The sequence below is a fragment of the Leisingera sp. M527 genome, assembly GCF_025141525.1.
Taxonomy (GTDB): Bacteria; Pseudomonadota; Alphaproteobacteria; order Rhodobacterales; family Rhodobacteraceae; genus Leisingera.
The window spans coordinates 3,766,624-3,790,649 of record NZ_CP081037.1; the positions used below are offsets into that span (position 1 = coordinate 3,766,624).

Below are 24,026 nucleotides of genomic sequence, written 5' to 3' on the forward strand. Positions count from 1 at the left end.
TGCACGGCGCGGGCAGCGCCCGGCAGGGGCGCTGCCGGGTCCAAGGCCCGTGCCGGGGCATCTTTGATGCACCTGCGGGGCGCGGGAGCCTTGCCCTTGCCGCAATAGAAAACCGCCGCGGCTGATGAGCCGCGGCGGTTTGTGGTCTCACTCCTGCAAAGGCTTACAGGTTCGGATACAGCGGGAACCTGGCGCAGAGATCCGCCACTTTGGCGCGCACCGCGGCTTCCACATCGGCGTTGCCGTCTTCACCGTTGGCCGCCAGCCCGTCAATCACCTCGATGATCAGGTCGGCGATCTGGCGGAACTCGCCCTCGCCGAAGCCGCGGGTGGTGCCTGCGGGGGTGCCCAGACGCAAACCGCTCGTCACGGTGGGCTTTTCCGGGTCGAACGGGATGCCGTTCTTGTTGGTGGTGATATGGGCGCGGCCCAGCGCCTTGTCGGCGATGTTGCCGGTCACACCTTTGGGGCGCAGGTCGACCAGCATCACATGGGTGTCGGTGCCGCCGGTGACGATGTCCAGGCCGCCTTTGATCAGCTGGTCCGCCAGCGCCGCGGCGTTGGCGCGCACCTGCTTCTGGTAGGTTTTGAATTCCGGCTTCAGCGCTTCGCCAAAAGCCGCCGCCTTGCCGGCGATCACATGCATCAGCGGGCCGCCCTGGATGCCGGGGAAGATCGCCGAGTTCACTTTCTTGGCAATCGCTTCGTCATTGGTCACGATCATGCCGCCGCGGGGGCCGCGCAGGGTCTTGTGGGTGGTGGTGGTGGCCACATGCGCATGCGGGAACGGCGAGGGGTGCTCACCGGCGGCGATCAGGCCCGCGATATGGGCCATGTCGACCATGAAATAGGCGCCGACGCTGTCTGCGATTTCCCGGAACCTGGCAAAGTCGATCTGGCGCGGAATGGCGGAGCCGCCGGCGATGATCAGCTTGGGGCTATGCTCGGTGGCCAGCGCCTGGATCTGGTCGTAGTCGATCAGGTTGTCGCTTTCGCGCACGCCGTAATGCACCGCGTTGAACCACTTGCCGGACTGGTTTGGGCGCGCGCCATGGGTCAGGTGGCCGCCGGAGGCCAGATCCATGCCCAGGATGGTGTCGCCGGGCTGGATCAGCGCCTGGAACACGCCCTGGTTCGCCTGGCTGCCGGAGTTCGGCTGCACATTGGCGAATTCGCAGCCGAACAGCGCCTTGGCGCGGTCGATGGCCAGGTTTTCAGCGACGTCGACATACTGGCAGCCGCCGTAATAGCGGCGACCCGGATAGCCTTCGGCGTATTTATTGGTCAGCACAGAGCCTTGCGCTTCCATCACCGCCGCCGAGACGATGTTCTCGGAGGCGATCAGCTCGATCTCGTCGCGCTGGCGGCCCAGCTCGGCGGTGATCGACGCATAAAGCTCAGGATCGCGCTCGGAGAGGGGTTGGGTGAAAAAGAGATCTTTGGACATTCGGGGCTCCTGTCTATCCTGTCCAGCCAAGCCCCGCGGCGACACAGTTCATTGACTGCATCAGCGGAACCGGCACTGTTGAGGGCTTCTCGGCGCGCTCTTCCCTTAGGAGACGCACCTGGGTTTTGTGAATTTCGCGCAGCATGGTCTCAACCCGGCCAAAGCGGGTGCGCAAGCGCGGGAAGCGGTCGGCGAGGCTGCTGTCACCCGTCAGGAATAGAATTGCCTCGCGGGCCAGTTGGTATTCCTTGCGGATGGTGCCAAAGATACGCTCGCGGATTTCCGCGTCCTGCACCAGTGTAGCGTAATCCGAAGCAATCTCCATATCGCTTTGCAGAAGCGTCTTTTCGACCTCATCCACCACCAGGCGGAACAGTGGCGAGTTACGGAACATGTCCTGCAGAACCCCATCACCGCGCGCGCCGCGGAACTTGCGGAAGCTGGCCACCGCCGAGCCGAAGCCGTACCAGCCAGTGATCATGTGGCGGTTTTGCGACCAGGCAAAGACCCAAGGGATGGCGCGCAGATCATCCAGTGAGCCCGCGCCGAAGCGACGGGCGGGACGCGAGCCGATCTTGAGCATGGCAAGCTCTTCTACCGGGCTGGCCTGCTGGAAGTAGTCCAGGAAGCCGGGCGCATTCAGCAGATTGGAATAGGCTGCCTGCGACATGCCGGCGAGGGCCTCGAACGCGTCGTCATGCTCTGGACACACCGGAGGCGTATCTTCCTGCAGCGAGTGGCGCAGGACCGAGGACGCCATCAGCTCCAGCTGGTGCAGCGCGGTGCCGCGATTGGCGTATTTGGAGCTGACCACCTCGCCCTGTTCGGTGATCCGCATCTGGCCTGCGATGGTGCCCGCGGGCTGGGCGGCAATCGCACGTTCGGCAGGGGCGCCGCCGCGGGAGACCGACCCGCCGCGGCCGTGGAAGAACACCGGCTTCATACGGTGCGCCGCCAGGGTACGGGTGATCAGGCGCTGCGCCTTCTCCAGCTCCCAGGTAGAGCAAAGGAAACCGCCGTCCTTATTGCTATCGGAATAGCCCAGCATCACCTCGATCCGGTTGTCGCCGGATTTCAGCGAACGGCGGGCAAAAGGCACGTTCAGCAGCCCGTTCAGAATGCCGGGCGCGGCACGCAGGTCGCCGATGGTTTCAAACAGCGGCACAACTTTCAGCGCGGCCTTTTCTGCGCCAAAGCCTGCGTAACGCGCCAGCAGATAGACGCCGAGCAGGTCGTCTGTAGAGCGGGTCATCGACAGGATAAACGGCCCCATCGCATGCGGGTCTTCGCCGGCACCGGCATCGCGCATCAGCCGCAGCAGTTTCAGCAGCTCGCCGCTTTGCGGGCTCAATTCATCCGGCATCATATAGGGCAGCGAGGCACTGCCCAACTCAGAGCGGAGGCGCGCCGACCATTCGGCGCTGCCGAATTCCGGCACCTGGCCGGAGCGCGACCAGATTTCAGTCAGCGTTTCAGTGGTCACGGTGGAGTTCTGGCGGATGTCCAGGGTCACTGTGCGAAAGCCAAAGACATCGGCCTGCCAGCGGATCGGACGCACGTAGCGGGCCGCCAGCCGGTTGGCGCCGATTTCCTCCAGCGCTTCCTCAACCCGGGTGAGATCGCTGACGAAATCGCCCAGATGCGCATAGGCACCGGTTTCCTCGGCGGCGGTGGCCTTGATACGGGCATGAATAGCTGTCAGCGCCTGGCGAAAGACTTCGCCCGGATTGCGGGCCGCAAGGTCGGCAGCGCCCGGCGCCGCTTCGAAGATTTTTGCCAGCCGGCTGGAGGCGCTGCCAGGCAACGCAAACACGGCGGCCGAGATCGAGATCCGTTCAGCAGCGGTGGTCAGCGCCTTCTGGTAGCGCTTGAGAATGGCTGCACGGTTCGCCGTGAGCGCTGCCGCCGTGGCATCCACCGTCACATTCGGGTTGCCGTCGCGGTCGCCGCCGATCCAGGAATGGAACTTTAGACAGGGCGCATCAGCGCTGTCACCCAGCCGCGGTTCGGCCGCGGCGATGTAGCGTTCGAACAGCTGCGGCACCGCCTCATACAGACTGTCGCGGAAGAATTGCAGCCCCCATTGAATTTCATCCTGCAGGCTGGGCCGGTCGCGGCGCAGCTCGCCTGTCATCCACAACAGGTCGATTTCCGATCGCAGATCCTCCAGCAGGCCGGCGCGTTCACGCGGAGTCCAGCGCTTGGCCTCCAGCGACACCAGCCCGCGGTAGATGCGGCGGTGAATTTCCAGAATTGTGACCCGCTTGGCTTCGGTCGGATGCGCGGTCAGGGTCGGACCGATCGAGAACTGGCTCGCCACTTCCTGCAACCGTTCGGGCGTTGCCAGCTCGCCGGCCAGATCAAGGGCGCGGGCAAAGCTGCCTTCGACCACCTCCGGGCCATCCTGGGTTTCGGCCATACGGCGGTCGCGCATGGCGGCATTTTCCTCGACGATCTTCAGCAGCTGGAACCAGATGTTGAACGCCTGCATATAGGCGGTCGCGTGCTGGCCATCGGAAAGATCCCAGGCAGGCTCGCCGGTGGCCCGTTCTGCCACCTCAGGCGCGCGCTGGCGCAGGACATCCAGCCAAAGGGCGTGCAATTCGGTGCGGAGCTCGGCGGCATAACCCGCGCCGGTATACTCCGCGTGGGCGGTTTCAGCAGGATCTGCCATCACATCACCCGGTCCCGTGGTTCGCGCCCTGCAAAGAAATCAGTCAGGTTGTCGAGCACACGGAAGCCCATCGCCTCGCGCGCCTCGCGGGTGGCGCTGCCCAAGTGCGGCAGCATCACCAGGTTGTCGCAGCCCATCAGATCCGGGTTGATGCGCGGTTCGCCATCGAACACATCCAGCCCGGCGCCGCCGATGGTTTCGAACCACAGGGCGCGGGACAGGGCCAGCTCGTCGATAATCTCGCCGCGGGCCGTATTGATAAGGAAGGCATCCGGCTTCATCAGGTTCAGCATCCGGGTGTTGATCAGATGCCGGTTTGCAGCGCCGCCAGGGCAGTGCAGTGACACGAAATCGCACTGCGGCATCAGCTCTTCCAGGCTGCCGGCCTGAGTAGCGTTGTAGCGGGCCAGAACATCCGGCGACACGCGGGAGCGGTTCTGCACCACGATCTTCATGCCAAAGCCATGATGCGCGCGGCGGGCCATTTCCTGGCCGATACGGCCAAAGCCAACGATGCCCAGCGTCTTGCCGGAAACCTTGGTGCCGACCAGATGGGTCGGACGCCAGCCGGTCCAAGCGCCAGCGCGCACTTCACGCTCACCTTCACTGGCGCGGCGGGCCACCATCAATAGCAGCGTCATGGCGATGTCGGCGGTACATTCGCTAAGAACATCGGGGGTGTTGGTCACAGTCATGCCGTGGCTTGCCGCACTGGGCATATCAATATGAGAGTAGCCCACACCGTAGTTGGCGAGGATCCGTGCCTGGGGCTTAGTGATATCAAACGCACTGGCCGGAATCTTGTCGGTCACCGTCGGCAGTACAGCGTCATAGGATCTCATTGCGTCGCGCAGTTGCGCTTCGCTCAATGGCTTGTCGCCAGTGTTCAGCACAGCATCAAAGGCTTCAGAAAGCTGCGCCTCAACTGCGGCGGGCCAGCGGCGGGTCACCAGAACCTTGGGCTTTGCCATGACTTCATCTCCCTGTCGTGCTTATGCTTTATTAATGCGCCCCACCCCTGCCATTGCCCCAGGCCAGGGGTGGAGCGTCGCGCCTGACCCAAAGCCGGATCAGGCGGCGTTCTTTTTCATCACGCTTGCGATGGTTTCGCCGATCACGGCGGGGTTTTCGGCAACGGTCACGCCGGCCGCCGACAGGATCTCCACCTTCTCGGAAGCGCTCTCGCCGAAGGCCGAGATGATCGCGCCCGCGTGGCCCATGGTGCGGCCCTTGGGTGCGGTCAGACCCGCGACATAGGCCACAACCGGCTTGGTCACATGGTTCTTGATGTAATCCGCCGCTTCCGCTTCCTGCGGGCCGCCGATTTCACCGATCATCGCGATGACCTCGGTTTCCGGATCCTTCTCGAACCATTCCAGGATGTCCTTGAAGGAGGAGCCGTTGATCGGGTCGCCGCCGATGCCGACCGAGGTCGAGATGCCCAGGCCCAGCTCTTTCAGCTGCGCTGCGGCCTCATACCCCAAGGTGCCCGAGCGGCCGATGATGCCCACGGTGCCCGGCAGGTAGATGTGGCCCGGCATGATGCCCAGCAGCGCCTTGCCCGGCGAGATGGTGCCGGCGCAGTTCGGTCCCGTCAGGATCATCCGCTTGTCCTTGGGATAGCGGTACATGTAGCGCTTCACCCGGATCATGTCCTGGGCCGGAATGCCGTCGGTAATGCAGACGCAGTAGTTGATGCCCGCATCCGCCGCTTCCATGATGGAGTCAGCTGCAAACGGCGGCGGCACAAACACCAAGGATGCATTGGCGCCGGTGGCCTCCACCGCTTCTTTCACGGTGTTGAAAACCGGCACGCCTTCGACGGTTTCGCCGCCCTTGCCCGGCACAACGCCGCCCACGACATTGGTTCCGTATTCGATCATGTCCTTGGTGTGGAACCGGGCAATCTTGCCGGTGATGCCCTGAACGATGACTTTGCTTTCGCGATCGAGAAGGATGCTCATTTGATTGCCCTCACACGAGTGTTCTGGTCGAGGTCGTTTTTCCACGCGCCGACGGCCCGCTCAGCGGCTTCCATCAGCGAGGTTGCGCGGATCAGCGGCAGGCCGGACTGGGCCAGGATCTTCTGGCCTTCCTCCACATTGGTGCCGGCAAGACGCACCACCACCGGCACGTCAACCTCAACTTCGCGCAGCGCCTGCACGACGCCTTCGGCCACCCAGTCGCAGCGGTTGATGCCGGCGAAGATGTTGACCAGAACCGCCTGCACATTGCTGTCGGACATCACCAGACGGAACGCCTTGGCCACCCGTTCCGGTGTCGCACCGCCGCCGATGTCCAGGAAGTTGGCAGGCTCGCCGCCGGCCAGCTTGATGGTGTCCATGGTCGCCATCGCCAGACCTGCGCCGTTGACGATGCAACCGATGTTGCCCTCAAGGCCGACATAAGACAGGCCGCGGTCAGCAGCGCGGCTTTCTCGCGGATCTTCCTGGCTCTTGTCGCGCAGCTCGGCGATCTGCGGGTGACGGAACAGGGCGTTGTCGTCAAAGGTCATCTTGGCGTCCAGCGCGATGACCCGGTTGTCCGAGGTGACCACCAGCGGGTTGATCTCAACCATGGTGGCGTCCAGTTCGGAGAACGCCTGGTAGCAGCCCTTGAGCGTGCGCACCATCTGCTGCGTCATGGCCGGTTCGATGCCCAGCTTGAACGCAATCTCGCGCGCCTGGAAATCCTGCAGACCAACGGCAGGCTCAACGGTCGAGCGCACGATGGACTCGGGGCGCTCGGCGGAGATCTCCTCAATCTCCATGCCGCCTTCGGACGAGGCAACGATCATCACCCGCTGGCTGGAACGGTCCAGCACAAAGCCCAGATAGATCTCGCGGGCAATCGGCACCGCACCTTCGACATAGACACGGTAGATGCCTTTGCCCTCGGGGCCGGTCTGGTGGGTCACCAGCTTCTTGCCGAACAGGTTCTCGGTCGCCTCATAGATCTCGGCTTCCGAGTTGCACAGCTTGACGCCGCCCGCCTTGCCGCGGCCGCCGGCGTGGACCTGAGCCTTGACGATCCATCTGTCGCCGCCCAGTTCCCGCGCGCGGTAGGCCGCTTGCTCGGGGCTGTAGGCCAGTGCGCCGGGCGGAACCGTCACGCCGAAGTTGCTCAGAACTTCCTTGGCCTGGTATTCGTGGATATCCATGGTCCTCTCCTCCTCATGGATGCGGAAATCTATTACTCAGCGGGCTCAAGAGCTGCTGTGTAATGCTGGTCGAGAAGGGCGTTGATCGCCTCCATGTCGACGCCTGCGCCCATGTCGTTCATCGCCTTGCCGAAGCGGTTGACGATGTCGGTGATGGCCGCAGGGGTGATCTGGTTCAGGATGCCGATGCGGACCTGGACCGGCTCCGACAGGGTCGGCCAGATGCCAAATCCCACGGCGCGGCAGTTGCCCACCAGCTCTTTTTCGCGCCCTGCCAGATCGCCGGGCAGGTTCAGCACGATAAGGCTGGTCATGTTGCTGGTCACGTCGCAGCCCATGGCGGTCACGGCATCGCGCAGCGCTTTCTCGTGGAAGGCATAGTCGCGGGCCTTCTGCGCACGGCCGTGCTGCAGGGTGATGCGCAGCGCCTCATGGAAAGCGGCAACCGCATAGCCGGAATGGGTGCGGTGGTAAGTGCCGACAGCAACGTCCTGGCCGTCCACGATGCCCCAGTGGCGGGCTTCCAGGATCGGGTTGTGGACATAGGAATGGCAGCCGTTCTCGCGCACGGTCTGGATGTAGCGGTCAGTGAAAGACACCGGCGCATAGGTCAGCGGCAGGCAGAGCACGCCTTTCTGCGGGCAGGAGGCCCAGCCGGCAACGCCCGGGAAATCGTCGATCGAGAAATCCTCGATGCCCAGCGAGGACACCGCGTCGATCAGGCCCATTACGCCGTGCTTCTCACAAGCGTCCGAGAAACCTTTGAGGTCGTTGATGCGGCCCGAGCCGGTTTCCCAATGCGCCATGAAGGCCCACTTAGGCTTCTTCTCAGCCAGCACCTGCTCCACCAGCTTGCCGGAGACCGACTCGCCGTGCGGCACGTCGACCACGGTGACGGAGGCCGGCTGCGGGTTCATCGCATCGGCGGCCAGCTCCTCGCGGGTGGCGGCTTTCATGCGGATGGTCATCGCGTCAATGCCGGAGAAGGTACCGTTCTGGAAGGCAACTACGGTGTCGCCCGGCAGGATTGCGTTCAGCATGCAGTCCAGCCCCGAGAAGCCGGTACCGCCAACGCCGTAGGTGTAGGTGTTGGTGGTGCCCCAAAGGTCGCGCAGCATCTGCTTGCACTCGATCATGCCGCGCAGCACATCCGCCTGCATGTGATCGGCCAAGCCGGTGTTGGCAAAGGCCTGCAGCACGCGGGGGTCGGTATTGCCCGGGCCAGGGCCTGCGGCCAGGGTTTCCGGGATTTCCAGGCTGGGGAAGATCGTGGGTTCTGTCATCGGGTCAAACCTCTGTTGGTGTCCGTTTGCCGATGTGCCGGAGGTCACGGGCCTTCATCACGGTGGTCTTCACTGCGGGAAGGTTTGTTTCCTGTCGTGCAACATCTGTTAATCCAAGGAAACCCTAGGTCGACAAAACCCGCAACATTCCTATATCCTGCTTTTGGGTATCTAATAGGATAGTAAAAAACCTACCGAAACCGGTAAAAATACCGTTGCATACCGAAACTGAACCTACCCATTCAGGTAGTTTTAAACAAAAGGGCACCAAATGGCTCCTATACGCGACAAAGTTTCCCCGATTTCGGTCATGCTTGCTGACGCAAATCCGCTGGTGCTGTCGGCGATGTCCGAGATCTTCGACAAGGACCCGCGATTCTCGCTGGTCGCGACCTCCGCCACCGCCGAAGGCTTCCTTGGAACGGTGATGCGGGTGCCGGTCCAGGTCGGGATTATCGACTGGAACCTGCCGGCACTTGGCGGTGCCAAGCTGATCGAGGTGCTGCGCGAGCAAGCCAACGCGCCGCGGCTGGTGGTCTACGCCGACGAAAGCGGCGACGTGCCCCGCAAGGCGATGAGCGCGGGCGCGGCCGGCTTTGCGCCGCGCTCCAGCGCCGTCGAAGACGTGCTGGACACCTGCCTCGCCGTCGCCGAGGGCAAGATGGTCTTCCCCTTCCTCGACGTGCGCGGTCTGCAGGCCGATCCGATCGAGCAGCTGTCCCGCCGCGAACGCACCATGCTGGAGGCACTGTCGAAAGGGCTGACCAACAAGGAGCTCAGCAAGGAGCTGGAAATCTCCACCAACACGGTGAAGTTCCACCTCTCGAACCTTTACGAAAAACTCTCGGTCAAGAACCGCGCCCAGGCGATTGCGTTCTACTACGCCAACCGCGCCGCCAAGGGTGACTTCCACTTCGAACAATGACCCCGGCGTGCCGCCCTCGCGCGAGTGTGCGCCCGCACGTACGCGAGAGCGCGACGCGCGGGCGCACACTCGCGCGAATGTATTCAAATGAAATCTTTTTTCTTGACAGGAAACACCCTGATGAGGAATGCCTAGAGAGGAGAGGACGAAAACCCGTCACGAATGAGGAGCAAACCCATGTCATTCCACACCATTGAACAAGCCCCCGGCCGCCTGAACCGCAGCGAATTGGCGATCCCAGGATCTCAGCCGCAAATGTTTGAAAAAGCGGCGAAATCTGACGTAGACGTGATCTTCCTGGATCTCGAAGACGCGGTTGCGCCGGACGAAAAAGAACAGGCCCGGAAAAACATCATCCAGGGCCTGAACGACATCGATTGGGGCAACAAATCCATGTCGGTGCGAATCAATGGCCTCGACACCCACTACATGTACCGCGATGTGGTCGATGTTGTTGAACAGGCAGGTGAACGTCTTGACCTGATCATGGTTCCGAAAGTCGGCACCGCAGCCGATGTTTACGCCGTCGACATGCTGGTCACCCAGATCGAAGACGCCAAGGGCCTGAAGAAGCGGATCGGCTTTGAGCACATCATCGAGACCGCGCTCGGCATGCAGAATGTGAGTGAAATTGCCGCAGCCTCCAAGCGCAATGAATCGCTGCATTTCGGCGTTGCCGACTATGCCGCCTCGACCCGCGCCCGCACCACCATCATCGGCGGTGTGAACCCCGATTACTCGGTGCTGACCGACCCCGCCGCAGACGGCTCCCGCGAAGTGCACTGGGGCGATATGTGGCACTATGCGCTGGCCCGCATGGTGGTTGCTGCACGCGCCAACGGTCTGCGCCCGATCGACGGCCCGTTCGGTGATTTCCAGGATCCGGAAGGCTACAAGGCCGCCGCCAAACGCGCCGCAGTTCTGGGCTGCGAAGGCAAATGGGCCATCCACCCCAGCCAGATCGAACTGGCCAACGAGGTGATGTCGCCGTCGGATGCGGAGATCACCAAGGCGCACCGTATTCTGGAAGCCATGGCCGAAGCCGAAGCCGCCGGAAAAGGCGCGGTGTCGCTTGATGGCCGCCTGATTGACTATGCTTCGATCCGTCAGGCAGAAGTGCTGGTGGAAAAAGCCAAGCAGATCGCCGGCAACTAAACCGCCGTTCTGTTTCAAGATCTTACGCCGCCCCGGTTTTGGCCGGGGCGGCTAAGCGCCGCTATGCCAGGGAGATGCAGATGACCGGATTGCTGACCACCGCCAAGGCCCTGTTTCAGGCCGCCGTAGACCGGGCCGACCCGGCACAAGCCCTGCGTGCCCAGCTGGCGTCTACGCCATTAGCTCCGCTGCCAGAAGGCGGCAGCAACGTGCTGCTGGCAGTGGGCAAAGCCGCCGTCCCGATGATGCGCGAAGCGCTGAAGCTGATCCCCGGCACCGCCCAAGCCCTGGCCATCACAAACCCCGAAAATTACACCGAAATTCCTGGCGCCACAGTGATCTGCGGCGCCCATCCGGTGCCGGATGAAAACAGCGCTGCCGCAGGTCAGGCTGCCATAGAAATGGCTCACTCCCTGGGCTCCGATGACCGGCTGATTGCGCTGATCTCCGGCGGCGGCTCCGCGCTGATGGTGGCCCCCGCCCCCGGCCTCTCGCTGGCCGACAAGTCGGCAGTGAACAAACTGCTGCTCGCCTCCGGGCTGGAAATCAACGAGATGAACCTGATCCGTCAACAGTTGTCGGACACCAAGGGCGGCGGCCTGCTGCGTCATGCCGCACCAGCCCAAGTGCAGGCCTTCATCCTGTCGGACGTAATCGGCGATGACCTGCGTGCCATTGCCTCCGGCCCAACCGTGGCCCCCATCGGCACACGCGCTCAGGCGCGGGAAATCATGCAGCGGGCGGAGCTCTGGGACAGCGCGCCTGAGGCGGTCAGAAACCACCTCAGTGCCGCTGAGGGGACCAAGGACGCCCCGCCTCCGGCCACCAACACCCTGATCGGCTCCAACCGCCACAGCCTCAAGGCGATGATGGCGGCAGCCGCGGAAGACTGGAACCCCAAGCTGGTCTCCCACCGGCTGGTCGGCGATGTGTCAATGGCCGCTGAAACGGTCGTTGCGGCTGCGGAGGCCGCCCCCAAGGACAAACCTGCCGCATTGATCTTCGGCGGCGAAACCACTGTTCAGCTCCGCGGCAAAGGCCTTGGCGGGCGCAACCAGGAATTGGCCCTGCGCGTCGCCAAACTGGGTGCTGACCGGCTGAATGGCGATTGGCTGTTCCTCTCCGGCGGCACTGACGGGCGTGATGGCCCTACAGACGCAGCTGGCGGCATCGCCACCCCCGCCACCTGGGCCGCAATCAAGGCTGCCGGTCATGACCCGGACGCTCTGCTTGCCGACAATGACAGCTTTGCCGCTCTCAAGGCTGCGGACGCATTGCTGACCACCGGCGGCACCGGCACTAATGTGGCCGATGTGCAAATCTTCCTTAGACGGCCGGATTGATCAACCAGCCAGCCATTCACCTTTGCAAAATACTCCCGCCGGAGGCTCCCGAAAGTGCAACAGGCGCTGCGCTCAAGCTGACGCGCGCGCCTCGCCCCACTCGGCAAGGTCATTGACCAGCATCAGCGCCACGCGCCGGAACACCTGGCGCAGCCGCTCCACATGCGGCCCTTCCAAGGACAGGTCCGCCAGCGCCTGATCCATGCACTGGAGCCAGTTCTCGGCGTCCTTTTCAGTGATGGGCACATGGGCGTGCATCAGTTTCACGTCCATGTGGCCGTGTTTTTCTTCGTAATACCGGCGGCCGCCCATGAAACCAGACAGAAAATTAAACTGCTCCATCCGGGCATGGTCCATCCCATGCCCGCGCTTGTGCAGCTTGACGATCCGGGCGCCGGTTTCCGTTTCCTCGACAATATCGTAGAACCGCTCGACCAGCGCGCGGATCACCTCTTCGCCGCCGATCTGGTCAATCAACTTCTGAACCATGTAACCTCCGTGCACCGAACCGGCCGGCCTCAGGATTGAGGCCGGGTTTTCTTGGGGTCGTAATGGGCAAAGGGTACGATCTTGGCGGGCAGGCGTTTTTGATGTCCATCAAGTTTACCGATTTCCACCTTTGTTCCCACCTCTGAACAGGATACGTCCACCCGCGCCAGCGCGATGTTCTTGCCCAGCAGCGGCGACCGCATTGCAGAGGTCACCTCGCCAATTTGCGCGCGGCCAATGCGAACACAGTTGCCATGCGCCACGTCAATTGCCGAATCGATATCCAGCCCCACCAGCTTGCGCGCTGGCGTGGTCTTGCGCCGGATCAGCGCGTCGCGGCCGATAAAATCATCCTCTTTCGACTTCAGCGGCACGGTAAAGCCGATGCCCGCCTCAAACGGATCAGTCTGGTCGCTGAAGTCATAACCCGCGAAAATCAGCCCGGCCTCGATCCGCACCATATCCAGCGCCTCCAGCCCCATCGGGCGGATGCCGTGGTCCTGTCCGGCATCCCAAACCGCGTCGAAGACATCGCTGGCGTGTTTCGGATGACAGAAGATTTCATAGCCCAGTTCGCCCGTGTAGCCGGTCCGCGAGACCACAACCGGGACACCATGCTCACCGCCGATGCGAGCGGGGGTGAAACGGAACCAGCCCAGTTCTTCCAGCGTCGGGTTATGCGGCATTGTCCAGATGATCTTCTTCAGCAAGTCCCGGCTCTCGGGGCCTTGCACGGCAATATTATGCTGCATGTCAGTGGATGAGCGGATCAGAACGTTCAGTCCCAGCTTCTCTGCCTGTTCGCGGATCCACTCTCCGCCATAGTCCGAGCCGCCGATCCAGCGGAAATTATCCTTGCCCAGACGGAACACGGTTCCGTCGTCGATCATGCCGCCATGCGGGTAGCACATCGCGGTATAGACCACCTGTCCTACTGCCAGTTTCTTGATGTTGCGGGTAAAGATATACTGGCACAGCGCCTCTGCATCCGGCCCGTGGATCTCAAACTTGCGTAAGGGCGTCAGATCCAGCAGCACACATTTCTCGCGGCAGGCCCAGTATTCCTCCAGCGGTCCGGATTCAGCATAGCAATTGGCCAGCCAATAGCCGTTATACTCAATGAAATTGCGGGTCATCTTGCTGAGGCGGTCGTGGAAACCGGTTTCCTTGGTCATCTTGGGCTCCGATTCAGGGGTCGCGCGGTACGCAATCGCCCGCTTGAAAGTTTCTTGGCCGCTGTATGTGCGGACGTGAATATCAGTGGGGTTCCAGCCATTGGCGGCGCTGGTGTCATCCGGGCAGGCCGAGCTGACACAGATCAGATCGGTCAGCGCCTTGAGCAGCACATAGTCGCCGGGCCGGGTCCAGGGCTCGTCAGCATGCATCACACCGTGCTCATCCAGGCCGGTGTTGAAGAAGAAGTTGATCGCCATCCAGCCCGCGCGCGGCGTCACCCCGTGCTGGGCCAATACGCCGTTGAAATTATCCGAACAGTTGGCATGGCCGGGATAACCGATGTCGTCATAGTATTTCGCCGCACAAGCCAGGGCAAAGGCATCGTGACGGCCAACCGTATCCTGCACCACTTCGACCAGCGGCAGCATCTCCTGGTCATAATATTTCGCGTGCAGCCCCGGCATCGGGTAAGCATGGCCCATCAGCGTCCGGGTTGTGGTCACATCCAGCGCATGCTCGATCCCCTTGTCCAGCTTGCGGGCCGCAAAACACTGAAAATCCGTACATTGGCGCCCATCAACATCAAGCACCTGGATGTAGTCGCCAGCCTTCACAAAATAGGCTTCGGCTGTCGCGCTTTTCACCCGCAGGTCCAGCACCGGATCAGCCAGCGGATCAGGCAATTCAAACCGTGCCACTTGCTTGATCACCGCCCGCTTGACCATGGCCGTCAGCGGCGTTGCCGTATCCTGCTGTTCAAAGTCCATGATGCCGCCCGGTGCGGCGATGATCACCACACCCTCTCGCTGCGCGGTAAAGCTCTCCCCGGTCTTTGCAGGCGTCGCCGCATCAAACAGCCGTACCGCACCGCCCTGCGCCAAGTCGATACCGCGTGTTTCCATCCCCAGCCGCAAGCCGCGCAAGGACTGGTCCGTCGAGGTCAGCAGCGCCTTCAAACCGCCGGCATCACTGTTGGCTGCCGCGCCGATGATGCCCGCATCAATGCGCCCTTTGTCGTCAGCCGCGACGATCTCGCAAGGCTGGCCGCCTTCGTCATTGGTCACCGTCACCGTATCGCCGGTTTCCACCCGGATCAGGATCGCGCCACATCCTTCGACGACGTAACGCTCGGTCCCCTTGGGCAGTGAAAACACCGACGGCTGATACAGTCCAGACGGCTTGGGCGGCCCTTTGACAACTTCAGGGAAGCTCATGTCATTCATCGCGCATCTCCTGTTGGACACCGGCCAAAAATTGCACAGCCGGAATATTTATTTATTGAAAAGAATATTCCGTTCCCCCACTCTAATCAACAAACATGTTGATTTTCTGCAGTAAAATGGCAGATGCCCGGGATGCGTCATTTTCCTGGGGGTGAATGCCGCAAACAAAAGGATAACCGCTATGCACTCGCTGCTCCTGGGTTTGATTGCCGCGCTTGCCTGGGGCATACATGACCTTTGCGTACGGTTTGTCTCGCAACGAACCGGCATTCTGCCTGCCATGCTGATCGTCTTTTCCACCGGGGCGATTCTGGTGGCCGGGGCTGCCCTGCCCCTGGGCAACTGGCAGGCAATGACCCTGCAGGCTGCATGGCTGGCCGGGCTTTCGGGCACCATTTTCGCCCTTGGGTCCTACGCCCTTTACCGTGCCTTTGCCCTAGGCCCGGTCAAGCTCGTGGCACCTCTGGTGGGCGCCTACCCGGTTCTGTCGCTTGGCATGGCATTGCTGCAAGGCCAGCCGGTCGGCCCGGGCCACTGGCTGGCGGTTGCCGTCGTGGTTGGCGGCGTCGGCTGCATAGCCGTCTTCTCCACTGAAGACGACGACAGTCCGGTCAACCTGCAAGCAGCCGCTTGGGGGCTGGCCGGCGCCATCGGTTTTGCGCTCACCTTTGCAATTGGCCAGACAGCCAGCCAGGCCGGCGCTGAGCTGCCAGTGCTGATCGTCGCCCGCCTGGCCGCGATCCTGCTGCTGCTGGGCCTGGCGCTGCAAGCCAGGATGGCGCAGCTGCCCGCACGCAAGATGCTGCCGCTTCTGGTTCTGATGGGTGCGCTGGACGCCTTGGCCCTCGGCTTGGTGATTTACTCCGGCACTCTGCCCCGGCCCGAATTTGCTTCGGTCAGCGCCTCGCTGTTTGGCCTTGTCACCGTGGTGCTCGCCTGGCTGGTGCTGCGCGAAAGCATGAACCGCGCGCAATGGATCAGCGTCGCTGTCACTTTCGGCGGAATTGCCTACCTCGGCTTTTGAACCCCGCCCCTTCTTCTTTGTAAAAAAATACTCCCGCCGGAGGCGTCCGGCGGGAGCTGTTTGGTACAGGTTTCAGCGTTCTGCGCTGCCTCAGGCGGTCAGGCCTTCGGGCTCTTTCAGACCGTTGGCGCGGCAGCAGGCGGTGACGGTGTTCGCGAGCAGGCAGGCAATCGTCATCGGGCCGACACCGCCCGGAACCGGGGTGATGGCGCCGGCGCGCTCGGACGCAGAGGCAAAGTCGACGTCGCCGACCAGCTTCATCTTGCCTTCCCCTTTTTCGGGCGCATCAATCCGGTTGATGCCCACGTCAATCACGGTGGCGCCTTCCTTGATCCAGTCGCCCGGCACCATTTCCGGGCGGCCCACGGCGGCCACAACGATGTCGGCGCGGCGCACCACCTCGGGCAGGTCCTTGGTGCGCGAATGCGCGATGGTCACGGTGCAGCTGTCGCCCAGCAAGAGCTGCGCCATCGGCTTGCCGACGATGTTGGAGCGGCCAATGACAACCGCATCCATGCCCGACAGCGAGCCGTGGTGCTCGCGCAGCATCATCAGGCAGCCCAAGGGCGTGCAGGGCACCATCGATTTCTGGCCGGTGCCCAGAAGGCCGACATTGGAGATGTGGAACCCGTCGACGTCCTTCTCCGGCGCGATCGAGTTGATCACCAGGTCTTCGTTCATGTGCTTGGGCAGCGGCAGCTGCACCAGGATGCCATGCACCGAAGCGTCGTTGTTCAGCTGCTCGACCACGGCCAGCAGGTCCGCCTCGGAGGTGTCCGCATCCAGCTTGTGCTCATAGGAGTTCATGCCGGCCTCAACGGTCTGCTTGCCCTTGGAGCGCACATAGACCTGGCTTGCCGGGTCTTCGCCGACCAGAACCACGGCGAGGCCCGGGGTGATGCCGTTTTCCTCTTTCAGCCGCGCCACATGCTCGGCCACCTGGCCGCGCACCTTGGCCGCAAAGGCCTTGCCGTCAATCAGAGTTGCTGCCATTTGATCTCTTCCTCTTTGCCGCAGACGCGGGCGTCCGCCCGGATGCCTGCCCTATTCCTCTTTAGCGGTCGCGATGCCCGAGCCGCAGGTGCCCTGCTCAGCATCACTCCTCACGGATCACCCGCGCCTCGCGGGCAATCGACCACTCCACCAGCTGCCGCCACAAACGCTCAGCCAGATCGGGGTCCAGCCCTTCCCTGTCAGCCGCGGCGCGGGCATTCAGCACCACTTCCTCAACCCGGTCCGGGATCCGCGCCGGCCAGCCGTTTGCCTGCTTCAGCGCGACCGCCCGGTCGATGTATCCAGCCCGCACGGCCAGCAGCGCCACCAGTTCCCGGTCCAGATGGTCGATCTGAAGCCGAAGGCTGGCCATATCGCTGCAGGCATCTGGCGGGGTGCGTGTGCTCATGTCTTAAAACTCTCACGGCCCGGGATGGGTCCCGGGCCGTGAGTGCCGCATATCGCCGTTTAGAACAAGCCTTCGATCTGGCCGTCGTCATTCAGGCGGATGGTTTCCGAGGCCGGCTTGCGCGGCAGGCCCGGCATCGTCATGATCTCGCCGCAGACCGCCACGATGAAGCCGGCACCGGCCGACAGGCGGACCTCACGCACCGGCACCGAATGGCCGGTGGGCGCACCGCGCAACGACGGGTCGGTCGAGAAGGAATACTGGGTCTTCGCCATGCAGACCGGCAGATTGCCGTAGCCCGCGGCTTCCCATTCCTTCAGCTGGGTGCGGATCTTGTTGTCCGCCAGCACCTCGTCGGCGCGGTAGATGCGCTTGGCGATGGTTTCGATCTTCTCGAACAGCGGCATGTCATCGGGGTAGATCGGCGCGAAGTTGGCAGTGCCGGCATCGACGATCTCGACAACTTTCTCGGCCAGCGGCGCGGAGCCCTCGGAGCCCAGCTCCCAGTGGCGCGACAGAACCGCCTCGACACCGTGGTTGGCGCAGTAGGCCTTGACCGCGTCAACTTCGGCATCGGTGTCGGTGACGAAGTGGTTGATCGCAACCACAACCGGCACGCCGAAGGATTTGACGTTCTCGATGTGGCGGCCGAGGTTGGCACAGCCGGAGTTCACCGCCTCGACGTTCTCGGCGCCCAGATCCGCCTTGGCAACGCCGCCGTTCATCTTCATCGCGCGCACGGTGGCAACCAGCACCACAGCCGACGGCGCGATGCCTGCCTTGCGGCACTTGATGTTCATGAACTTCTCGGCACCGAGGTCAGCGCCGAAGCCTGCCTCGGTCACCACATAGTCGGCGACTTTCAAGGCGGTCTTGGTGGCGATGACCGAGTTGCAGCCGTGGGCGATATTGGCGAACGGGCCGCCGTGCACAAACGCCGGGTTGTTTTCCAGGGTCTGCACCAGGTTCGGCTGCATCGCGTCCTTCAAGAGAACGGTCATAGCGCCTTCGGCCTTGATGTCGCGGCAGTAGACCGGGGTCTTGTCGCGGCGGTAGGCCACGATGATGTCGCCCAGGCGCTTTTCCAGGTCCTTGAGGTCGTTGGCGAGGCAGAGGATCGCCATCACTTCGGAGGCCACGGTGATGTCAAAGCCCGCTTCGCGCGGGAAGCCGTTGGAGACGCCGCCCAAGCTGGCGGTGATCTGGCGCAGCGCCCGGTCGTTCATGTCGACCACGCGGCGCCAGGCGACGCGGCGCACGTCGATATCGCACTCGTTGCCCCAGTAGATGTGGTTGTCGATCATCGCCGACAGCAGCGAGTGGGCCGAGGTGATGGCGTGGAAATCGCCGGTGAAGTGGAGGTTCATTTCCTCCATCGGCACCACTTGCGCGTAACCGCCGCCTGCCGCGCCGCCCTTCATGCCGAAGTTCGGACCCAAGGACGCCTCGCGGATACAGATCATCGCGTTCTTGCCGATCCGGTTCAGACCGTCGCCCAGACCCACGGTGGTGGTGGTCTTGCCTTCGCCCGCCGGTGTCGGGTTGATCGCGGTCACCAGGATCAGCTTGCCGTCTTCCTTGGACTGAACCGAGTTAATGAACGACTGGGACACCTTTGCCTTGTCGTGGCCGTAGGGCAGCAGATCGTCGCTGGAAATCCCGATCTTCGCACCAATCTCCTGGATCGGCTGCTTCTGCGCTTCACGCGCAATCTCGATGTCACTCTTGTAGCTCATGGCTCTCTCCCTTTTGCCGTCTCGTCTGGCTGAAACCCCGTGGCACGTGCCCTGGCGAGATGCTTTATATTCCTATTAATTAAATTATTTTCCTGAACGTCAACACATTCCTGGCTACATTTGCCTGAAAAACAGGGCCTTTTCAGCGCATCGGGCGCCGATCGGAAACAGGCGGAATTTCACCCGGGGTGAAGACGGCGCATATGCGGCAAGTGCTGCCGCAAACAAAAAGGGCCCGGGCAATGCCCGGGCCGTGCAGGGTCCGGCCCGAAGGCCAGACGGGGGAATCACTGCCGGGTCAGATATCCAGCGTGTTGTCCTTTTCCCAGCGGGAGAAGTGGTTCACGAAGGAGTTCCACTCCTGCTGCTTCATCTTCAGATAGGCTGCCGAGAACTCCTCGCCCATCATCGCTTTCAGGCCGTCGTCCTTGTCGTAGAACCGCAGTGCATCCAGCATGTTGAGCGGCAGTTTCGGCGCGTCGGTGATGGTGTGGCCTTCGGCGTACATGTCGATGTCATGGCGCGGGCCGGGATCGGCCTTGGCCCGAATGCCTGAGAGGCCGGCGGCAATGATCACCGCCTGCAGCAGATAGGGGTTCACCGCGCCATCGGGCAGGCGCAGCTCAAACCGGCCGGGACCGGGGACACGCACCATGTGGGTGCGGTTGTTGCCAGTCCAGGTGACGGTATTCGGCGCCCAGGTGGCACCCGACATGGTGCGTGGCGCGTTGATGCGCTTGTAGGAGTTCACCGTCGGATTGGTGATCGCCGCCAGCGCCGAGGCGTGCTTCATGATGCCGCCCAGGAACCAGCCGCCCTGTTCGGACAGACCCAGTTCCGCAATATCGCCAGCGCCCTTGTCAGCGGCAAAGACGTTGGTGCGCGAATCCGCGCCCGGAGCATCCCAGACCGAGATATGCGCATGGCAGCCATTGCCAGTAAGGCCTTCTACGGGCTTCGGCATGAACGTCGCGCGGAAGCCGTGCTTTTCCGCCACCGATTTTGCCATGAACTTGAAGAAGCTGTGCTTGTCAGCCGTCGCCAGGGCATCGTCGAAGTCCCAGTTCATTTCCCACTGGCCGTTGGCGTCCTCGTGGTCGTTCTGATAGGCACCCCAACCCAGTTCCAGCATGTAATCGCTGATTTCGCGGATCACATCCAAACGGCGCATCATCGCCTGCTGATCGTAACAGGGCTTTTCAGCGTTATCGAAGGGGTCCGAGATTTCCTCGCCGTCGGGGGTCAGCAGGAAAAACTCGGCCTCGATGCCGGTTTTCACATGCAGGCCTTCATCCGCGGCTTCCTTGATCAGGCGGCGCAGCACGTTGCGCGGCGCCTGGGCGACGTCTTCGCCCTCCATCACGCAATTGCCTGGAACCCAGGCGATTTCCTTGTTCCAAGGCAGCTGGATCACCGCGTCGGGATCCGGCACTGCCAGCATGTCGGGATGCGCCGGTGTCAGGTCAAGCCAAGTGGCAAAACCAGCAAATCCCGCGCCGTCTTCCTGCATATCCGCGATCGCCCGCGCCGGCACCAGTTTGGCGCGCTGGCCACCGAACAAGTCGGTGAAGGAGATCATGAAATACTTAACGCCTTTTTCTTTTGCGAAAGCAGCCAGATCTGTTGTCATGGTCCCACTCCCTTTCCCTGTTGAACGTATTTTGAAAAAGGCGCGGCCATTGCCCGGCCGCGCCTGCCAATCATCAGAACCCTGCTTTGCCAGGGTACCAGTCGGTACCGGCCAGCGGCACACGCGCCATGGCGGCGGCCTCCATTGTCAGGGCGCACAGATCCTCGGGCTCGAGGTTGTGCAAATGGTTGTGGCCGCAAGCCCGCGCAATGGTCTGCGCTTCCAGCGTCATTACCTTAAGATAGTTGCGCAAGCGGCGGCCGGCTTCAACCGGGTCAACGCGCTTCATCAGTTCGGGATCCTGAGTGGTGATACCCGCCGGGTCCATACCTTCGTGCCAGTCATCATAGGCGCCGGTGGTGGTGCCCAGCTTCTGGTATTCGCTTTCCCATTTCGGATCATTGTCGCCCAGTGCAATCAGTGCCGCGGTGCCGATGGCCACCGCGTCAGCGCCCAACGCCATCGCCTTGGCCACATCTGCGCCGGAGCGGATGCCGCCGGAAACAACCAGCTGCACTTCGCGGTGCACGCCCAGATCCTGCAGCGCCTGTACGGCCGGGCGGATACAGGCCAGCGTCGGCAGGCCGACATGTTCGATAAAGACGTCCTGGGTCGCGGCGGTGCCGCCTTGCATCCCGTCCAAAACCACCACGTCTGCGCCGGCCTTAACCGCCAGCGCGGTGTCGTAATAGGGCCGGGTGCCGCCAACCTTGATATAAATCGGCACCTGCCAGTCGGTGATTTCACGCAGTTCCAGGATCTTGATTTCCAGATCGTCCGGGCCGGTCCAATCCGGGTGGCGGCAGGCAGAACGCTGGTCGATACCTTTCGGCAATGTACGCATATGCGCGACCCGGTCCGAGATTTTCTGCCCCAGCAGCATACCGCCGCCGCCGGGTTTGGCGCCCTGGCCGACCACAATCTCAATCGCATCAGCCTTGCGCAAATCATCCGGGTTCATGCCGTAGCGGGACGGCAGATACTGATAGACCAGCTTGCTGGAATGACCGCGCTCTTCCGGGGTCATGCCGCCGTCGCCAGTGGTGGTCGAGGTGCCTGCAGCGGATGCACCGCGGCCCAGGGCCTCCTTGGCGGGACCGGACAGCGCGCCAAAGCTCATGCCCGCGATGGTGACCGGGATATCCAGTTCAATCGGTTTCTTGGCAAAACGGGTGCCAAGCGTCACCTTGGTTTCGCATTTCTCACGGTAGCCCTCCAGCGGATAGCGCGAAACCGAGGCGCCGAGGAAAAGCAGGTCATCGAAATGCGGCACCTTGCGCTTGGCGCCGCCGCCGCGGATGTCATAGATCCCGGTCGCCGCAGCGCGGCGGATTTCAGCGTTGATCGGGTTGGTGAAGGTCGCCGACTGGATCGGCTCGGTGCGGGGGATTTTAGTATCCTGATCTGACATAGCCTTAAATCCTTAGTACGCTTGCGCGTTGTCGACATCGAAGTTGTAAAGCTGACGGGCAGACCCGTAACGCTTGAACTCCTCCGGCTTGGCATCGGCGCCGGCGCGCGCCAGCAGATCCTTGAGGATAGCGATATGCTCGGGGCGCATTTCCTTCTCGATGCAGTCAGCGCCCAGGCTCTTGACCGAGCCGCGCACAAAGAACCGCGCCTCATAGCAGCTGTCGCCCAGCGCGTCGCCGGCATCGCCCAGCACCACCAGGTTACCCGCCTGCGCCATGAAGGCGCACATGTGGCCGATATTACCATGCACGACGATGTCGATGCCCTTCATCGATATCCCGCAACGCGAGGAGGCGTTGCCCTTGATCACCAGCAACCCGCCATGGCCGGTAGCACCGGCGTACTGGCTGGCGTCGCCTTCGACGATCACGGTGCCGGACATCATGTTTTCAGCAACACCGGGACCAACCGAGCCTTCGACCTTGACAGTCGCCTGCTGGTTCATGCCGGCGCAGTAGTAACCGGTGGACCCTTTGACGGTGACTTCAATCGGCGAATTCAGACCCACGGCAATTGCATGGCTGCCCTTGGCATTCACAATTTCCCAGGCGGTTTTGTTGGTGCCGCCATTCTGTTCCTGCAAGGTGGAGTTCAGACCGCGCAGGCCATTTGCTTCAAGATCATATGTCTGCATCTTAATGGTTCCAGAAGTAAACGGTTGCGGGTTCGGGCTCCCATACACGGGCAGTTTCAATGCCCGGCAGATTCACCAGCGCGCGGTATTCGCTGCCGAACGCCACATACTGATCAGTTTCTGCCATCACGGCCGGTTTGCAGGCGATCGGGTCACGGACCACGCCAAAACCGTCCTTGGTGCCCACCACGAAATTGAAGAAACCATCCAGATCTTCCAGGGTGCCTTCCAGCGCTTCCCCCAGAGTGGCGCCGTTCTGCATCTTCCAGGTCAGATAAGCGGCACCGACTTCGGTGTCGTTCTGGCTTTCAATCCGTACACCGTCACGGCGCAGCTTGCGGCGCAGCGAGTTATGGTTGGACAGAGATCCATTGTGCACCAGGCACTGATCCGAACCGGTGGAGAACGGGTGTGCGCCCTCAGTGGTCACTGCAGATTCCGTGGCCATACGGGTGTGGCCGATGCCGTGGCTGCCACCCATGCCGCGCACGTCGAAACGCTCGGCGACTTTTTCCGGCAGACCCACTTCCTTGTAGATCTCGATGGTGTCGCCTGCGCTCATGACACGCAAGCCGGGGCGCAGTTCGGCCAGCGCGCTGCGGGCCTCTTCGGCCTTGCCCGCGGGCACATCCAGCACCGCGTGGGTATCGATCACCCGGATCGACACATCGGTGCTCAGCGCTTCGGCAAGCGCACCGTCCAGCCCGTCAAAGGCCTCCTCCGGCGCATCGGACTGAACGGTGAGCTTGGTGCGCCCGTCCGCCTCGGATCCGTAGATTGCAATGCCCGCACTGTCCGGACCGCGGTCCGTCATGGTGATGAGCATATCGGTGAGCATATCGCCTAATTTCGGCTCAAGTGATTTGTCTTTTAGAAAAAGACCGACAATCCCGCACATGGGTAAGCCTCCTGCTTTTCATCTCGAATCAACGCTAGCAGTTTGCGATCTGCCATTCAACTCTTGTGAAACTTTTTTTCCTAAGAAGGTGAGGTGGGACGCGCCAATCTGGCGCGTCCCTGAAGGGGCAGAGTTAGTATTTTTCAAGCAAGGAGTTTATTTTATCCTTATCTCCCATTTGCTTGGCTTTCTCCAAATGGGCACCCTCACGCACAAATTGTATCCGGTGCCAGGCAATCCAGAAGACTACCCCCAAGACCACCATCAACCCTTCTGATCCCTGGAAGGGGTAGACCGCCCCTACATCAGCCAGGTCCACTGCCCAGCTGTCGTAACCGATCGTAGACATTTCAA

Annotated in this window: 20 protein-coding genes; 4 read left to right on the forward strand and 16 right to left on the reverse strand. The window is 62.2% G+C overall.

Annotated elements, in window-relative coordinates:
• Positions 1-163: 163 nt before the first annotated feature.
• From glyA to K3555_RS18635, 6 genes are all read right to left on the reverse strand, one after another.
• A complete protein-coding gene (gene glyA / locus K3555_RS18610) occupies positions 164-1,447 on the reverse strand; it encodes a serine hydroxymethyltransferase (RefSeq protein ID WP_260006597.1) in 1,284 nt (427 codons plus the stop codon).
• Positions 1,448-1,460: 13 nt separating this feature from the next.
• The gene (locus K3555_RS18615; RefSeq protein ID WP_260006598.1) at positions 1,461-4,121 is read right to left on the reverse strand and encodes a phosphoenolpyruvate carboxylase; all 2,661 of its coding nucleotides are present in this window, start codon (positions 4,119-4,121) and stop codon (positions 1,461-1,463) included.
• Entirely contained in the window at positions 4,121-5,092 is a 972-nt protein-coding gene (locus tag K3555_RS18620; RefSeq protein ID WP_260006599.1) for a D-glycerate dehydrogenase, read from the reverse strand. Before K3555_RS18620 ends, K3555_RS18615 begins: the two co-directional genes overlap by 1 nt.
• Positions 5,093-5,191: 99 nt before the next feature.
• Positions 5,192-6,085, reverse strand: a complete 894-nt coding sequence (gene sucD, locus K3555_RS18625) for a succinate--CoA ligase subunit alpha (protein ID WP_027256624.1) — start codon at positions 6,083-6,085, stop codon at positions 5,192-5,194.
• Complete coding sequence (locus K3555_RS18630) at positions 6,082-7,281, reverse strand: malate--CoA ligase subunit beta (protein WP_260006600.1); 1,200 nt, start codon at positions 7,279-7,281, stop codon at positions 6,082-6,084. Before K3555_RS18630 ends, sucD begins: the two co-directional genes overlap by 4 nt.
• Positions 7,282-7,313: 32 nt before the next feature.
• Positions 7,314-8,564, reverse strand: coding sequence for an aminotransferase (locus tag K3555_RS18635; protein WP_260006601.1), 1,251 nt, complete (start codon positions 8,562-8,564; stop codon positions 7,314-7,316).
• 310 nt (positions 8,565-8,874) lie between these two features.
• On the opposite strand from K3555_RS18635, the gene K3555_RS18640 reads away from it, so the two are divergent.
• The 3 genes from K3555_RS18640 (at position 8,875) to K3555_RS18650 (ending at position 11,987) form a co-directional block, all read left to right on the forward strand.
• Positions 8,875-9,489: a response regulator transcription factor gene (locus tag K3555_RS18640; RefSeq protein WP_259992685.1), complete on the forward strand. Its 615-nt coding sequence runs from the start codon at positions 8,875-8,877 to the stop codon at positions 9,487-9,489.
• A 177-nt stretch (positions 9,490-9,666) separates the two neighbouring features.
• Positions 9,667-10,644, forward strand: coding sequence for a CoA ester lyase (locus K3555_RS18645; RefSeq protein WP_260006602.1), 978 nt, complete (start codon positions 9,667-9,669; stop codon positions 10,642-10,644).
• Positions 10,645-10,724: 80 nt separating this feature from the next.
• Positions 10,725-11,987, forward strand: coding sequence for a glycerate kinase (locus K3555_RS18650; RefSeq protein ID WP_260006603.1), 1,263 nt, complete (start codon positions 10,725-10,727; stop codon positions 11,985-11,987).
• A gap of 72 nt (positions 11,988-12,059) precedes the next feature.
• Here K3555_RS18650 and K3555_RS18655 read toward each other — a convergent pair whose 3' ends face one another.
• Positions 12,060-12,476 carry a group II truncated hemoglobin gene (locus K3555_RS18655; protein ID WP_259988081.1) on the reverse strand — a complete coding sequence of 139 codons (417 nt, stop codon included), beginning with the start codon at positions 12,474-12,476 and terminating at the stop codon, positions 12,060-12,062.
• Between the two features lie 29 nt (positions 12,477-12,505).
• A complete protein-coding gene (gene tdm / locus K3555_RS18660) occupies positions 12,506-14,875 on the reverse strand; it encodes a trimethylamine-oxide aldolase Tdm (RefSeq protein WP_260006604.1) in 2,370 nt (789 codons plus the stop codon).
• A 181-nt stretch (positions 14,876-15,056) separates the two neighbouring features.
• Between tdm and K3555_RS18665 the strand changes: the two genes are divergently transcribed.
• Entirely contained in the window at positions 15,057-15,899 is an 843-nt protein-coding gene (locus K3555_RS18665) for a DMT family transporter (RefSeq protein WP_260006605.1), read from the forward strand.
• A gap of 90 nt (positions 15,900-15,989) precedes the next feature.
• Here the strand turns inward: K3555_RS18665 and folD are convergent, their stop codons facing one another.
• The 8 genes from folD to K3555_RS18705 all read right to left on the reverse strand — a co-directional run bounded on the left by folD (position 15,990) and on the right by K3555_RS18705 (position 24,021).
• A complete protein-coding gene (gene folD / locus K3555_RS18670) occupies positions 15,990-16,892 on the reverse strand; it encodes a bifunctional methylenetetrahydrofolate dehydrogenase/methenyltetrahydrofolate cyclohydrolase FolD (RefSeq protein ID WP_259988087.1) in 903 nt (300 codons plus the stop codon).
• A gap of 103 nt (positions 16,893-16,995) precedes the next feature.
• On the reverse strand, positions 16,996-17,301 hold the full coding sequence (locus tag K3555_RS18675) for a chorismate mutase (RefSeq protein ID WP_260006010.1): 306 nt from the start codon (positions 17,299-17,301) through the stop codon (positions 16,996-16,998).
• Between the two features lie 59 nt (positions 17,302-17,360).
• The gene (locus K3555_RS18680; RefSeq protein WP_260006606.1) at positions 17,361-19,037 is read right to left on the reverse strand and encodes a formate--tetrahydrofolate ligase; all 1,677 of its coding nucleotides are present in this window, start codon (positions 19,035-19,037) and stop codon (positions 17,361-17,363) included.
• Positions 19,038-19,335: 298 nt separating this feature from the next.
• Complete coding sequence (gene glnT / locus K3555_RS18685; RefSeq protein WP_259988089.1) at positions 19,336-20,667, reverse strand: type III glutamate--ammonia ligase; 1,332 nt, start codon at positions 20,665-20,667, stop codon at positions 19,336-19,338.
• Positions 20,668-20,740: 73 nt separating this feature from the next.
• Positions 20,741-22,078 carry an FMN-binding glutamate synthase family protein gene (locus K3555_RS18690; protein ID WP_259988090.1) on the reverse strand — a complete coding sequence of 446 codons (1,338 nt, stop codon included), beginning with the start codon at positions 22,076-22,078 and terminating at the stop codon, positions 20,741-20,743.
• A gap of 12 nt (positions 22,079-22,090) precedes the next feature.
• Positions 22,091-22,774 carry a protein GlxC gene (locus K3555_RS18695; protein WP_259988092.1) on the reverse strand — a complete coding sequence of 228 codons (684 nt, stop codon included), beginning with the start codon at positions 22,772-22,774 and terminating at the stop codon, positions 22,091-22,093.
• Position 22,775: 1 nt separating this feature from the next.
• Complete coding sequence (locus tag K3555_RS18700) at positions 22,776-23,672, reverse strand: glutamine amidotransferase family protein (RefSeq protein WP_260006607.1); 897 nt, start codon at positions 23,670-23,672, stop codon at positions 22,776-22,778.
• Positions 23,673-23,805: 133 nt separating this feature from the next.
• Positions 23,806-24,021 carry a hypothetical protein gene (locus K3555_RS18705; RefSeq protein WP_260006608.1) on the reverse strand — a complete coding sequence of 72 codons (216 nt, stop codon included), beginning with the start codon at positions 24,019-24,021 and terminating at the stop codon, positions 23,806-23,808.
• Between the last annotated feature and the right edge of the window lie 5 nt (positions 24,022-24,026).